This window comes from Atlantibacter hermannii (assembly GCF_009907385.1).
Taxonomy (GTDB): Bacteria; Pseudomonadota; Gammaproteobacteria; order Enterobacterales; family Enterobacteriaceae; genus Atlantibacter; species Atlantibacter hermannii_A.
In genome coordinates, this window is record NZ_JAAATR010000042.1 from 113,132 (window position 1) to 126,987 (window position 13,856).

Consider the following 13,856-nt stretch of genomic DNA (forward strand, 5'->3'; position numbering starts at 1 on the left):
CAGAATATATCGGAGGAAAAGAAAAAGGCGCGGGAGCCGCGCCTTTAAGGGGTTATTTTTTAACGCGATCCGGGAATTCCATCTCGCTGTACTTCACGAAGTGCGAGCCCTTCGCCAGCTTGTAACCGAACCAGATAATCAGGAACAGCGGGATACCGATATAGGTCGCCGCCACGCCGCCCCAGTCGATGGTATCCGACAGGAAGGCTTCATAGTTCTGGCCGAGGGTAATAATCAGGCACAGCACGAAAGCGAAGATCGGCCCCAGCGGGAAGAACCCGGAGCGATACGGCAGATCGTTAATATCATGCCCCTGCATCACGTAGCCGCGACGGAAGCGATAGTGGCTAATAGCGATACCCAGCCAGGCGATAAAGCCGGTCATCCCCGAGGTATTCAGCAGCCACAGGTACACGGTCTGGTTGCCGAACATAGAGGTCAGGAAGCACAGACCGGCAATCACGGTGGTGGCATACAGCGCGTTACGCGGCACGCCGCCACGGGACAGCTTCGCGAAGATGCGCGGCGCTTTGCCGTCGCAGGCCAGGGTGTACAGCATACGGGTTGAGGCGTACATACCGGAGTTGCCCGCCGACAGTACTGCCGTCAGGATCACCGCGTTCATGATCGCCGCCGCTGAAAGCAGGCCCGCGTGTTCAAACACCAGGGTGAACGGGCTGACGCTGATGTCTTTCACATCGTTACGCAGCAGGCTCGGATCGGTGTACGGAATAATCAGGCTGATGATCAGAATGGCGAACACATAGAACAGCAGGATACGCCAGAACACCTGACGCACCGCGCGCGGAATGTTCTTCTCCGGGTTCTCGGATTCGCCCGCCGCAATGCCGATAAGCTCGGTGCCCTGGAAGGAGAAGCCGACGATCATCGCCACGCCGATCATCGCGGCAAATCCGCCAGCGAACGGCGCTTCGCCCACGGTCCAGTTGCTCCAGCCCGCCGGTTGCGAACCCTGGAAGATGCCCAGGATCATCAGGATGCCGACGATGATAAACACAATCACCGTGGTCACTTTGATCAACGAGAACCAGTATTCGGTTTCACCGAAACCGCGCACCGAAATGTAGTTAATCAGGAACATGATGGCAAGGAACAGGGCGCTCCAGATCCAGCCCGGGGTATCCGGGAACCAGTACGTCATCACCAGCTGCGCGGCCACCAGGTCAACGGCGATGGTCACCGCCCAGTTGTACCAGTAGTTCCAGCCCAGCGCGAAGCCGAAGCCCTCTTCCACGTACTTCTGACCATAGGTGGCAAAAGAACCGGACACCGGCATATACGCCGCCAGTTCGCCGAGGCTGGTCATCAGGAAGTAGACCATCAGGCCGATCAGAATATAAGAAAGCAGCGCGCCGCCGGGGCCCGCCTGGGAAATGGTCGCGCCAGAGGCGACAAAAAGCCCGGTGCCGATTGAGCCGCCAATGGCGATCATGGTCAGATGTCTCGCCTTTAATTCACGGCGTAAGCCAGGCGCTTGTGTGGTTTTCGTTTCGCTAACCATATAAAAATAATGCCCATCCATAAAATGAGGCGCGATTGTAGCAGAGCGTTTCCTTATATCACGGCAGAAAATCGCGGTTATAAGAGACCTTCATGATCGGGGTAGGATTATAAGTAAAGCCGTCATTCAGGGAACGGCAGGACGGCTTTTCGGCGCTACGGCCCGCAATAGCCGATAAAACGCTGCAACGCCCGGGACAGGTGCTTTTGCCGGTGATGGATGCGGTATAGCGTGCGCACCGGGCGGGAGAGCGGCAGTTCCAGCGCCACCAGCGTCCCCGCCGCCAGCTGTTCGGCAATCACCCGGCGCGACAGGCAGCTAATACCCAGCCCGTGGCGCACCGCGTGTTTAATGGCTTCGGAGTTGCCCAGCTCCATCTCAAGATGGAAACGCGGCAGATGAGACAGCAATAAATAGTCGACGATTTCCCGAGTGCCGGAGCCACGTTCGCGCAGGATCCAGGGCGCGGCTGCCAGGCTTTCCAGCGTCACCGGGCCGTTGACCAGCGCATTATCCGGCGCGGCGAACACCACCAGCTCGTCATCCAGCCACGGCTCGGTGACGATTTCCGCCATATGACATGGCCCTTCGATAAACCCGACGTCGGCGCGAAAATCAATAATCGCGTTCACCACGTCCTGGGTATTCCCTACGCTCAGATCCAGCGGCAGATCGGGAAAATCGCGGCGATAGCGGGCAATAATTTCCGGCAGGATGTAGTTACCGATGGTGCTGCTGGCGTAAATACGGATCGCGCCGTTGTCGTTGCGGAACAGCTGTTCGATCTCCCCTGCCTGTTCCAGCAGCGCCACCACCCGCGGATAGAGCAGCCGGCCATGCTCATTAACCACCAGCCGCTTGCCGACGCGGTCGAAAAACTGCACGCCAAGCTGGCCTTCCAGATCGGTTAGCGCCGCGCTGACGGCGGATTGCGACAGCGCCAGCATTTGCGAGGCCTGGGTCGTTGAACCGCTTTTCAGCACTTCAGCAAAGACTTCTAACTGACGCAACGTGATATGCATAATGTTTCCTTTTCGGCAGCAGTGCGCCTGCTTACCACTTATAAAGATTGATTATAAATATATAATCAATTTTATTTTTAAGCTACCGCGCCGTAAGCTTTTCCCGGACAAAGGAGAAGGTTATGGCAGAAATTACCCTACAGACTCATCGCCGCACGATATGGCATTTTCTTCCCGGCCTGGCGCTGTGCGCGGGCCTTACCGGCTTCGCCCTGTGGGCGGGCTCGATTCCCGCTGTTGCCGGGGCGGGCTTTAGCGCCCTGACGCTGGCCATTCTCGCGGGGATGGTGGTCGGAAACACCCTGTATCCGAAGATCTGGCAACAGTGCGACGGCGGCGTCTTGTTCGCCAAACAGCATTTACTGCGTTTGGGCATTATTCTTTATGGCTTCCGCCTGACGTTTTCGCAAATTGCTGAAGTGGGCGTCAGCGGCATCGCGATTGATATTCTGACTCTGAGCAGCACTTTTTTGCTGGCCTGCTTTCTGGGGCAGAAAATCTTTGGGCTGGATCGCCAGACCAGCTGGCTGATCGGCGCAGGCAGCAGCATATGCGGCGCGGCGGCAATCCTGGCGACCGAGCCGGTGATCAAAGCCGAGCCGAGTAAAGTCACGGTGGCGGTGGCGACGGTGGTGATTTTCGGCACCCTGGCGATTTTTATCTATCCGCTGATGTACCCGCTGCTGGCCCACTGGTTTAGCCCGGAAAACTACGGGATTTTTATCGGCTCGACGATGCATGAAGTGGCCCAGGTGGTGGCCGCCGGGCACGCTATCAGCCCGGATGCGGAAAACAGCGCGGTGATCGCCAAGATGCTGCGCGTGATGATGCTGGCTCCGTTCCTGATTTTTCTGGCGGCGCGCGTCAAACAGCTGGCTCCGGCGGGCAGCGCCCGGACCGGCAAAATCACCGTTCCATGGTTTGCGGTGCTGTTTATTCTGGTGGCGATTTTCAACTCGTTCCACCTGTTGCCGGATGCGCTGGTGCGGGCGTTGATTACCCTGGATACGGTGCTGCTGGCGATGGCGATGGCGGCGCTGGGGCTGACGACCCACGTCAGCGCGCTGAAAAAGGCCGGAGCCAGGCCGCTGGTGATGGCGCTGATATTGTTCGGCTGGCTGATAATCGGCGGCGGCGCGATTAATCTGGCGGTACATCATCTGCTGTAACCGGCGCTTTCCACACCGCAGCGGCTATGATAAAAAGCGTGCTTTGCAGGTAAGTCAGGAGAAAGAGATGAAATACATTGGCGCACATGTCAGCGCATCCGGCGGCGTGGAGCAGGCCGTGACCCGCGCGGTAGAGATTGGCGCAAACGCCTTCGCCCTGTTTACCAAGAACCAACGCCAGTGGCGCGCGGCACCGCTCAGCAGCGAAACCATTGATAATTTCAGGGCCGCCTGCGAGCAGCATCACTTTAAGCCGGGCCAGATCCTGCCGCACGACAGTTACCTGATTAACCTCGGCCACCCGGTGGATGAGGCGCTGGAAAAATCCCGCGACGCGTTCATCGACGAGATGGCGCGCTGCCAGCAACTGGGTTTATCCCTGCTGAACTTCCATCCCGGCAGCCATCTCAAGCAAATTAGCGAAGAGGCCTGCCTGGCGCGCATTGCCGAATCCATTAATATCGCCCTGGCGAAAACCGAAGGCGTGACGGCGGTGATTGAGAACACCGCCGGACAGGGCAGCAACCTGGGTTTCCGCTTTGAGCATCTGGCAGCGATTATTGACGGCGTAGAGGATAAAACGCGCGTCGGGGTGTGCATTGATACCTGTCACGCTTTCGCCGCCGGCTACGATTTGCGGACCGAAGAAGATTGCGAAAATACCTTTGCTGAATTCGACCGCATCGTCGGGTTTCAGTACCTGCGCGGCATGCACCTCAACGACGCAAAGAGCGCCTTTGCCAGCCGGGTTGACCGCCATAACAGCCTCGGCGAGGGCAACATTGGCCATACGCCGTTTAGCTGGCTGATGCGCGATGCGCGTTTCGACGGTATCCCGCTGATTCTGGAAACCATTAACCCGGATATCTGGGCGGAAGAGATCGCCTGGCTGCGGGCGCAGCAGCACGAAACCGTGACCGTCTGAACCACTATCAAACGCAAAAAGGGCAGGTTCTCACCTGCCCTTTTTTATTGCTTACTGCGTAAATTACGCGGTTTTGGTGTTCAGCTCTGCTTCCGGACGCTTCAGGAAGGCATACGCCAGACCCGCCAGCAGCGTACCGGCCACAATCGCCAGCAGATAACCCAGCACCGGGGTAATCGCGCCAGGGATCAGCAGGACGAACAGGCCGCCGTGCGGTGCCATCAGTTTCGCGCCAATCGCCATAGAGAGGGCGCCCGTTACCGCGCCGCCGATGATACAGCAAGGCAGAACGCGCATCGGGTCGCGGGCCGCGAACGGAATCGCCCCTTCCGAGATAAAGCACAGGCCCAGAACCAGCGCCGCTTTACCGCCTTCCTGCTGGCCTTTGTCGAATTTACGACGGGCAACAATCGTCGCCAGACCCATTGCCAGCGGTGGCACCATACCGGCCGCCATAATCGCCGCCATCGGCGCATAGGTTTGGGTACTCAACAGACCGACGCCGAACGCATAGGCCGCTTTGTTCACCGGACCGCCCATATCGGTACACATCATACCGCCGAGGATAGCGCCCAGCAGAACCGCGTTCGCCGTACCCATGGTTTGCAGCCAGTGAGTCAGGCCCGCCAGGATGCCGGCAACCGGTTTGCCGATCAGGTAGATCATCGCCAGACCAACCACCAGGCTGGAAAGCAGCGGAATAATCAGGATCGGCTTCAGCGCTTCCATGCTCGGCGGCAGCTTCAGCTTCGTGCTGATGGCTTTTGCCACGTAGCCCGCCAGGAAACCCGCCAGAATACCGCCGATGAAACCGGAACCGGTGCTCACCGCCAGCATGCCGCCAATCAGACCCGGCGTCAGGCCCGGACGATCCGCGATGGAAAAGGCGATGTACCCCGCCAGCACCGGCACCATCAGCGCAAAGGCTGAACCGCCGCCGATCTGCATCAGCGCCGCCGCCAGGGTATCCGGCGTTTTGAAAGCCTCGATACCGAACGCGAAGGAGAGCGCGATACACAAGCCGCCCGCCACCACCATCGGCAGCATATAAGAAACACCGGTCAGCAGGTGACGATACGCGCCCGCGCTCTGTTTTTTGCCTTCCTGAGAGGAGGCCGAAGCCGCCTTTTGGGCTTCATAGGGTTTGGCTTCCACCACCGCTTTATCCAGCTCCTGGGCGGTTTTCTTCAGTGCCAGACCGGTAGAAGTGCGGTACATCGGCAGCCCGGCGAATTTCGCCAGATCCACTTCGATATCCGCCGCTACAATCACCAGATCCGCCTGGGCGATCTCTTCCGGGGTGATGGCATTGCCCGCGCCAACGGAGCCGCGGGTTTCAACCTTCACCCACCAGCCGCGTTTTTTGGCTTCGGTTTCAATGGCTTCAGCCGCCATAAAGGTGTGCGCCACGCCGGTCGGGCAAGCGGTGACGGCAACGATGCGTTTCGGGCCTTTCGCCAGGCTGGCCTGGGCTGGCGCAGCCGCCGCCGCCGGCGCGCTGTACGGCGCGGCTTTGCCTTTGGCTTCGCTCAGGAACAGTTCCGGATGCAGCACGGCGCGATCGATATCGCCCAGATACACCTTTTTACCGTTCAGCGCGGTGTCAGCAGGGATGGCGGTGCCGACCACAATAGCCAGTTCCGCGTCGTTCGGGTTATCGATAATATCCAGGTGCGCTTTGTGAGCCGCCGTGCCAAGCAGGGTTTTCGCCATGTATGCACGGGCCTGCCCGAGGCTCGGATCAATTATCAGCAGCGTTTTCATTATGTCTCTCCTGCTGTCAGTTAAAGGGTTGGAGGTCGACGCGCGCCATCATTGCGGCCAACTGGGGTCTGTCGGTAATGCCGACGTTGCTCTGGCTTACGGCCAGCGCCGCCACGGCGGTCGCCAGACGTAATGTGTGTTCGCTGGATTCGCGCATCAGCAGTCCGTAAATCAGGCCGCCAACCATCGAATCCCCGGCGCCTACCGTGCTGACGACTTCGCAGGACGGCGGTCTGGCGATCCATTCGCCCGAGGCGTTAACCCACAGCGCCCCTTCCGCACCCAGCGAAATCACCACGTGGGCGATGCCCTGCTCGCGCAGCGCGTGTGCGGCTTCGATGACGTCTTTCAGTTCCGGCAGCTTTTTACCGGCCCAGATTTCCAGCTCGCGGCGGTTGGGTTTAACCAGCCACGGCGAGGCCTTCAGCCCGGCCACCAGCGCTTCGCGGCTGCTGTCGAAAATAATGCACGGGCACTGACTGCGCAGTTTGGTCATCCAGTCGGTGAACGCTTCCGGGCTGACGCCGGACGGCAAACTGCCGCTGACGCACACCATATCGAACTGGCCCAGCCAGCTCAGGGAATCATTCACAAAACGCTCCCAGTCGGCGGGGGTCACTTCAAAGCCTGAGAAATTGAAGTCAGTGACTTCGCCGTCTTTCTCGGTGAGCTTAACGTTAATACGGGTGCGGCCCTGAACCACCTGGAAACGGTTGGCGATGCCCAGTTCGCTGAACAACTGCTGAAAGCCGTCCTGGTTGTCTTTGCCGAGGAACCCGCCCACGGTGACGTCGATACCCAGATCCTTGAGCACTTTGGCGACGTTAATGCCTTTGCCCGCCGCATGCAGGCCGGTGGTGCGAACCAGGTTTACTTCGCCGCGCTCGATGTCTGCGCAGTAGCCGACAAGGTCATAGGCCGGGTTGAGGGTAATGGTGGCGACGCGTCTGCTCATGCTGCGCCCTCCCCAAGACCGGCGGCGATGGCATCGCCAATCGCTTTCAGCGCCTGTTCAGCATCTTCGCCCTGCGCAGTGAAGCGCAGGCGGTGGCCCTGCTTCACCCCCAGCGCGACGACTTTCATCAGGCTACGGCCATTAGCCGGTTTACCGCTGCCGTCGAGGTTGGTAACGGTAATATCGCTGTTGAATTGCTTGACGGTGTTCACCAGCACGGTGCCCGGACGGGCATGCAGACCGTGTTCGTTACGCACCACGAACTCCGCGCTCAGCACGTCGTCCAGCGGCGCGTCGTCGCTGGTCAGCAACGCCAGCAGGGTTGCGCCATCAGCGTTCACCAGGCGGTCGGCTTTCTGATTGATAATCAAATCGCTTACACGCTTCAGCACATTCACCGGCTGGCTGTCTGCCATTGCGACGGTCAACAGCATCGCCACAGGCTGCCCGTCATGCTCAAACGGCGTCGCGCTGCGGCTGACGGCGATTGCGCTCGCCAGGTTGCCTTCCGCGCTGTCGTTCAGCCAGATGCCGTGACCGAGATTGAGCGGGGTATCGTTGATGACGTTGCTGACGAAGCGGCTGTCTACCGCGCCGACCGCTTTCAGACGGCCCGCGTTCAGCGCCTGAAGCGTGGTCAAATCCGCAGCGGCGACGTCCAGTTGCACCGTGTCGTTATCCAGTTTCAACGAGGCCTGCTGCTTTTCACCCATCAGCAGCGCGCGCAGTTCTTCCGCGCTGGCGGCATTTTTTAACTGTTCAGCGACGTCGTCATCGCTTAACACGTGGGTAAGCTGGCGCAGCAGGCCAAGGTGTTCATCAGAGCTGGCAGCGATGCCGATGGCGACATACGCGGTCTGCCCCTCGCCCCACGCGATACCCTGCGGGAACTGAAACACTTTGACGCCGGTTTTCAGCACCTGATCGCGGGTCTCGGTGGTGCCGTGAGGAATGGCAATGCCATTGCCTAAATACGTGGACGTTTGCAGTTCGCGGGCCAACATGCCGTTGACGTAACCGTCGGCCACATTGCCGGCCTGAGCCAGCGCCGCCGCAACCTGCCGGATCGCCTCGTCTTTGCTCCCGGCGCTGGCGCCAGGGTGTATATCTTGCACAGATAACTGGAACATAACTCTCCTCGCTCGCTGAAATTGAATCGTTTCAGCCATCATGAGAAAAAATGCGCCCTCTCAATGTGGCAAGCCAATAAGACGACGCTGAAACGTTTCGCGAGTGTGGAGGCAACCGGCAAAACTGGCAAGTTTTGTTGTTAACTGAATGACAGATTTTTGAGTTTCCGCACATTTCAGCGGCTAAAAACCGACATTAGCTGAAATTAGTTGGGTTATTTCAGCAGGCCTTCAGCCACCGTTCAGCACTGAAACTGAGGTTCAAAATAACCAGTGAATTGACCTGACACCCTGTTTATTTGCTGCCGCTGAGCGTAAACTGCGCACCTTCTTCAAACCTGAACCTCCAACATGTCTAACAACACCACCGCCCTTCCCCCACGCACGTTTGATATCACGTCCGCGTCTTTCTTAATTGTGGCCTTTTTGACCGGAATTGCTGGCGCATTGCAAACGCCGACGCTGAGCCTGTTTCTCACCACCGAAGTCCATGCGCGCCCGGCGATGGTGGGGTTCTTCTTTAGCGGCAGCGCCATCATCGGCATCATGGTGAGCCAGTTCCTGGCGGGGCGTTCCGATAAAAAAGGCGACCGCAAGTCGCTGATCTTCGCCTGCTGCCTGCTGGGCGCGCTCGCCAGCCTGCTGTTCGCCTGGAACCGCAACTATTTTGTGCTGCTGTTTATCGGGGTATTCCTGAGCAGCTTTGGCTCAACGGCCAACCCACAGATGTTTGCCCTCGCACGGGAGCACGCCGATAAGACAGGGCGCGAAGCGGTGATGTTCAGTTCGATTCTACGCGCCCAGGTGTCACTGGCCTGGGTGATTGGCCCGCCGATCGCCTATGCGCTGGCAATGGGATTCGGTTTTGACGTGATGTACGTCAGCGCGGCGTTCGCCTATGTGCTGTGCGGGGCGATAGTCTGGTTTTTACTGCCGTCGATGCGCAAAACGCCGGTGCCGGTGAGCGCCAAACTCGAAGCGCCGCGCAGCAACCGCCGGGACGCCCTGCTGCTGTTCGCCGCCTGTACTCTGATGTGGGGCACCAACAGCCTGTATATCATCAATATGCCGCTCTACATCATTAACGAGCTGCATTATCCTGAAAAACTGGCGGGCATCATGATGGGCACGGCGGCCGGGCTGGAAATCCCGACCATGCTGATCGCCGGTTACTACGCCAGACGCTGCGGCAAGCGCTTCCTGATGCGTATCGCCACCGTCGCCGGGCTGCTGTTCTATATCGGTATGCTGACCTTCCACCATCCAATCGTCCTGCTGGGTCTGCAATTGCTGAACGCCATCTATATTGGGATTCTGGCGGGTATCGGGATGCTCTATTTTCAGGATTTAATGCCCGGTCAGGCGGGGTCCGCCACCACGCTTTATACTAATACCACCCGCGTCGGCTGGATTATTGCCGGGTCGATGGCCGGGATCATTGCTGAAATCTGGAATTACCACAGCGTGTTTTACGTTGGGCTGGCGATGATTGTGCTGACGCTGTGGTGCCTGCTGCGCATTAAGGACGTTTAGGGCGCGGTCTGCGCCTCCAGCCAGATAAGGTACTGCATCGCCTGAGGGCGCGCGTCGCCGCACATCTCCCGCGACGGCTTCAGCCCCGCGCATACCGCCGGGCGCAGCGGCGACAGGAAGATTTTGCAGCGCTGATGTTCATCAAGCTGCACGCAAGGGGTATTCGCCGGTTTGCCCTGCGGCATACCCGGAATGGGGGTGGAGATAGAGGGCGCGGTACAGCATGCGCCGCAATCTGGACGGCATTCCATTCTGGACTCCGGATCGGTATCGAGCGGCGACTTTAACAGGCCACCGTCCCTGGCACTATGACTTTTACAGCAAATACAAATCCGCTTGCCACAACCGCAAGCCACGAGTAGTTTGACGCGATCTTTTATAAGACCCTATTAACAGGATTTTCCCAATGCCAAGAGCAAACGAAATAAAGAAAGGTATGGTTCTCAATTACAACGGCAAGTTGCTGTTGGTGAAAGATATCGATATCCAGGCGCCGAGCGCCCGTGGCGCCGCCACGCTGTACAAAATGCGCTTCTCCGATGTGCGCACCGGCCTGAAAGTGGAAGAACGCTTCAAGGGCGATGATATCGTGGATACTGTCAGCCTGACCCGCCGCTTTGTGAATTTCTCCTACGTTGACGGCAACGAATATGTGTTCATGGATGCGGAAGACTACACGCCGTTTATCTTCAACAAAGAGCAAATTGAAGACGAGCTGCTGTTCATTCCGGAAGGCGGTATGCCGGATATGCAGGTGCTGACCTGGGACGAACAGTTGCTTGCGCTGGAACTGCCGCAGACGGTGGATCTGGAAATCGTGGAAACCTCTCCGGGCATTAAAGGTGCCTCCGCCAGCGCCCGTACCAAGCCAGCCACGCTGTCTACCGGCCTGGTCATTCAGGTGCCGGAATACCTGAGCAACGGCGATAAAATCCGCGTCCACATCCCGGAGCGCCGCTATATGGGCCGCGCCGACTAAGTATGTCTTCAGGGGCAGCGATGCCCCTGTTTGTTAATACCCCGTGATTAAATCGATGTAGCCGGCATTTTTTGCTGAAAGCTGTTATACCAATTATCAAGCACAAGTCGACTTATTTTACCGCCACCCGCCATCATTGCATGATCCCCTTCACACTCTACAGAATATCCCGGCATACCAATTCACATTGCTGTCGTATAACTTTACACTGATGATGTTAATTAATGGTTAATCAGGTAAAGCAAACAATGAAAAACCTCGCTACCGCAACGCTTCCGCCCGACGTACAGACGCCGGATTATGACCGCCGCGCGCTGAAAAGCCGCATTGTGCATCTCGGCTTCGGCGCGTTTCACCGCGCGCACCAGGCGTTACTGACGGACCGGGTGCTGCGCAAAAACGGCGGCGACTGGGGGATTTGCGAAATCAGCCTGTTCAGCGGCGATAAGCTGATGAGTGCGCTGCGCGAGCAGGATCATCTGTTTACCGTGCTGGAAAAAGGCGCGCAGGGAAATACCGCCATTATGGTCGGCGCGGTAAACGAATGCCTGAATGCCAGGCTGGACGGTCTTGAGGCCATTATTGAAAAGTTTTGCGAACCGCAGGTGGCGATCGTTTCCCTGACCATTACCGAGAAAGGCTATTGCATTGACCCGGCCAGCGGGCAGCTTGATGCGACCAATGAACGCATTATCCACGACCTGGAAAACCCGCACGCCCCGCACTCCGCACCCGGCCTGCTGGTTGAAGCGCTGGCGCGACGCCAGGCGCGCGGGCTTAACCCCTTTACCGTGCTGTCATGCGATAACATTCCTGAAAACGGCAACGTGGTGCGCCAGGCGGTGATCGGCATGGCGCAAAAGCGCTCGCCAGCGCTGGCGAAGTGGATTGCGGAACACGTTTCCTTCCCGGCTACCATGGTGGACCGCATTGTCCCCGCCGCCACGCCGGAATCCCTGCGGGAAATCAGCGATATTCTGGGCGTTGAGGATCCGTGCGCCATCAGCGCCGAGCCGTTTATCCAGTGGGTGGTGGAAGATAATTTCGTCGCAGGCCGTCCGGAATGGGATGCCGTTGGCGTTCAACTGGTCGATGACGTGCTGCCCTGGGAACAGATGAAGCTGAGAATGCTCAACGGCAGCCATTCGTTCCTGGCCTGGCTGGGCTATCTGGCGGGCTATAAACATATCTCGGACTGCATGCGAGACGAAAATTTCAAAACCGCCGCCCGCAGGCTGATGCTCAACGAGCAGGCCCCGACGCTGCGCATTACTGGCGTGGATTTAACCGCCTATGCCGACAGCCTGATCGAGCGCTTCAGCAATCCGGCGCTGAAGCATCAGACCTGGCAAATCGCGATGGACGGTAGCCAGAAACTGCCGCAGCGTATGCTCGACGGTATTCGCTGGCATCTGGCCAACGGCGGTGACTGGTCATTACTGGCGCTGGGCGTGGCGGGCTGGATGCGCTACGTCAGCGGCGTGGATGATCGCGGCGAGCCGATTGATATCCGCGATCCGCTGCTGGACAAAATCCGTGCGCAGGTCGGGAAAAGCAGCGAGGACGAGCGCGTGGAAGCGCTGTTGAACCTGAAAGAGATTTTCGGTCAGGATCTTCCGGCCAACCCGGTGTTTATCCATACCCTGAAAGCGGCCTGGCAGAGCCTGTGCCGCACCGGCGCGCGCGACGCGGTAGCGCGCCTGGCACGTCGTTAATTGCCTTTCATCCGGGGAGCAAATCTGCTCCCCCTCTTCTCTTTGCCGTCTTTTTTCGCCAGGATTACCGGCTACACTTTGTTATCGCGTTGAGCGGTAAAGATTCGGCAGGAGCCTTTCGTGACCAAAACCAACCTCATTACCGGCTTTCTCGGCAGCGGTAAAACCACCACTATTCTTCACCTGTTAGCCCATAAAGACCCCGCCGAGAAATGGGCGGTGCTGGTGAATGAATTTGGCGAAGTGGGCATTGACGGCGCGCTGCTGGCCGATAGCGGCGCGTTGCTGAAAGAGATCCCCGGCGGCTGCATGTGCTGCGTAAACGGGTTGCCGATGCAGGTCGGCCTGAATACCCTGCTGCGCCAGGGTAAACCCGACCGGCTGTTGATTGAGCCCACCGGGCTGGGGCACCCTAAACAGATCCTCGATATCCTGACCGCGCCGGTTTACGAGCCGTGGATTGACCTGCGCGCCACGCTGTGCCTGCTGGATGCCCGTCAGCTGCTGGATCCGCAATACGTCAATAATGATAACTTCCGCGATCAGCTGGCTTCCGCCGACATTATTATTGCCAATAAGCAGGACCGCGCCGACGACAGCGCGCTGGAGGCGCTGAACCAGTGGCAGGAAAAGCACGGCGATAACCGCCAGATCGTGGTCGCTACCCAGGGGCAGATTGACAACGCGCTGCTTGATGCGCCACGCCATAACACCCGCGAGCTGCCCTCCAGCCCGGAACACAGCCATTCGCATCCCTCATCGCGCGGTTTGGCGGCGCTAAATTTAGCCAGTCACCAGCGCTGGCGGCGCAACCTGAACCAGGGCCAGGGCTATCATGCCTGCGGCTGGATTTTTGACAGCGAAACGGTATTCGACACTATCGGCCTGCTGGAATGGGCGCGGCTGGCGCCGGTGGATCGGGTCAAGGGCGTAATGCGCATTCCGGAAGGGCTGGTGCGAATTAACCGCCAGGGTCTGGATTTACATATCGAAACCCAGAACGTCGCGCCGCCGGACAGTCGCATTGAGCTTATTCACAACGATCTGGCCGACTGGAACGCCCTGCAATCCAGTTTGTTGAAGATTCGTTTAAGTTAGTCCGACTAACGTTGCCTGGGTGTAATCTCAGACTGTGATGAAGA

General features: G+C 58.5%; 12 protein-coding genes. 6 read left to right on the forward strand and 6 right to left on the reverse strand.

From position 1 onward, the window contains the following. Positions 1-52: 52 nt before the first annotated feature. On the reverse strand, positions 53-1,522 hold the full coding sequence (lysP, locus tag GV764_RS12340; RefSeq protein ID WP_125291628.1) for a lysine-specific permease: 1,470 nt from the start codon (positions 1,520-1,522) through the stop codon (positions 53-55). A 155-nt stretch (positions 1,523-1,677) separates the two neighbouring features. Beyond that, the gene (yieE, locus tag GV764_RS12345) at positions 1,678-2,544 is read right to left on the reverse strand and encodes a DNA-binding transcriptional regulator YeiE (protein WP_161660411.1); all 867 of its coding nucleotides are present in this window, start codon (positions 2,542-2,544) and stop codon (positions 1,678-1,680) included. A 122-nt stretch (positions 2,545-2,666) separates the two neighbouring features. Here yieE and GV764_RS12350 point away from each other — a divergent pair, with 122 nt between their 5' ends. Then, complete coding sequence (locus GV764_RS12350) at positions 2,667-3,713, forward strand: YeiH family protein (RefSeq protein ID WP_161660412.1); 1,047 nt, start codon at positions 2,667-2,669, stop codon at positions 3,711-3,713. A gap of 67 nt (positions 3,714-3,780) precedes the next feature. Beyond that, positions 3,781-4,638, forward strand: coding sequence for a deoxyribonuclease IV (gene nfo, locus GV764_RS12355; RefSeq protein WP_161660413.1), 858 nt, complete (start codon positions 3,781-3,783; stop codon positions 4,636-4,638). Between the two features lie 63 nt (positions 4,639-4,701). Here nfo and fruA read toward each other — a convergent pair whose 3' ends face one another. From fruA to fruB, 3 genes are read right to left on the reverse strand one after another with little or no spacing between them, the layout of a single operon-like run. Beyond that, entirely contained in the window at positions 4,702-6,402 is a 1,701-nt protein-coding gene (gene fruA, locus GV764_RS12360) for a PTS fructose transporter subunit IIBC (protein ID WP_161660414.1), read from the reverse strand. Positions 6,403-6,418: 16 nt separating this feature from the next. Beyond that, positions 6,419-7,357 carry a 1-phosphofructokinase gene (gene fruK, locus GV764_RS12365; RefSeq protein WP_125291623.1) on the reverse strand — a complete coding sequence of 313 codons (939 nt, stop codon included), beginning with the start codon at positions 7,355-7,357 and terminating at the stop codon, positions 6,419-6,421. Next, entirely contained in the window at positions 7,354-8,487 is a 1,134-nt protein-coding gene (fruB, locus tag GV764_RS12370; protein WP_161660415.1) for a fused PTS fructose transporter subunit IIA/HPr protein, read from the reverse strand. The genes fruK and fruB overlap by 4 nt, the downstream gene beginning before the upstream one ends. A 351-nt stretch (positions 8,488-8,838) precedes the next feature. On the opposite strand from fruB, the gene setB reads away from it, so the two are divergent. Further along, the gene (setB, locus tag GV764_RS12375; protein ID WP_161660416.1) at positions 8,839-10,020 is read left to right on the forward strand and encodes a sugar efflux transporter SetB; all 1,182 of its coding nucleotides are present in this window, start codon (positions 8,839-8,841) and stop codon (positions 10,018-10,020) included. On the opposite strand, the gene GV764_RS12380 is transcribed toward setB, so the two are convergent. Continuing rightward, positions 10,017-10,271, reverse strand: coding sequence for a YkgJ family cysteine cluster protein (locus GV764_RS12380; protein ID WP_125291620.1), 255 nt, complete (start codon positions 10,269-10,271; stop codon positions 10,017-10,019). The two genes, setB and GV764_RS12380, sit on opposite strands and share 4 nt — an antisense overlap. Positions 10,272-10,426: 155 nt before the next feature. Between GV764_RS12380 and yeiP the strand changes: the two genes are divergently transcribed. The 3 genes from yeiP (at position 10,427) to GV764_RS12395 (ending at position 13,812) form a co-directional block, all read left to right on the forward strand. Beyond that, on the forward strand, positions 10,427-10,999 hold the full coding sequence (yeiP, locus tag GV764_RS12385; protein ID WP_161660417.1) for an elongation factor P-like protein YeiP: 573 nt from the start codon (positions 10,427-10,429) through the stop codon (positions 10,997-10,999). A 248-nt stretch (positions 11,000-11,247) separates the two neighbouring features. Further along, positions 11,248-12,714 (forward strand): mannitol dehydrogenase family protein, encoded by a 1,467-nt coding sequence (locus GV764_RS12390; protein WP_161660418.1) that lies wholly within the window; start codon positions 11,248-11,250, stop codon positions 12,712-12,714. Between the two features lie 120 nt (positions 12,715-12,834). Then, positions 12,835-13,812, forward strand: coding sequence for a CobW family GTP-binding protein (locus tag GV764_RS12395; RefSeq protein ID WP_161660419.1), 978 nt, complete (start codon positions 12,835-12,837; stop codon positions 13,810-13,812). Positions 13,813-13,856: the final 44 nt, after the last annotated feature.

What these genes read in the sequence shown, in the direction of transcription:
- lysP (WP_125291628.1), bottom strand. Translation starts at nt 1,522, where the DNA reads ATGGTTAGCGAAACGAAAACCACACAAGCGCCTGGCTTACGCCGTGAA.
- fruA (WP_161660414.1), bottom strand. Translation starts at nt 6,402, where the DNA reads ATGAAAACGCTGCTGATAATTGATCCGAGCCTCGGGCAGGCCCGTGCA.
- GV764_RS12350 (WP_161660412.1), top strand. Translation starts at nt 2,667, where the DNA reads ATGGCAGAAATTACCCTACAGACTCATCGCCGCACGATATGGCATTTT.
- yeiP (WP_161660417.1), top strand. Translation starts at nt 10,427, where the DNA reads ATGCCAAGAGCAAACGAAATAAAGAAAGGTATGGTTCTCAATTACAAC.
- GV764_RS12380 (WP_125291620.1), bottom strand. Translation starts at nt 10,271, where the DNA reads ATGGAATGCCGTCCAGATTGCGGCGCATGCTGTACCGCGCCCTCTATC.
- fruK (WP_125291623.1), bottom strand. Translation starts at nt 7,357, where the DNA reads ATGAGCAGACGCGTCGCCACCATTACCCTCAACCCGGCCTATGACCTT.
- fruB (WP_161660415.1), bottom strand. Translation starts at nt 8,487, where the DNA reads ATGTTCCAGTTATCTGTGCAAGATATACACCCTGGCGCCAGCGCCGGG.
- yieE (WP_161660411.1), bottom strand. Translation starts at nt 2,544, where the DNA reads ATGCATATCACGTTGCGTCAGTTAGAAGTCTTTGCTGAAGTGCTGAAA.
- nfo (WP_161660413.1), top strand. Translation starts at nt 3,781, where the DNA reads ATGAAATACATTGGCGCACATGTCAGCGCATCCGGCGGCGTGGAGCAG.
- GV764_RS12390 (WP_161660418.1), top strand. Translation starts at nt 11,248, where the DNA reads ATGAAAAACCTCGCTACCGCAACGCTTCCGCCCGACGTACAGACGCCG.
- setB (WP_161660416.1), top strand. Translation starts at nt 8,839, where the DNA reads ATGTCTAACAACACCACCGCCCTTCCCCCACGCACGTTTGATATCACG.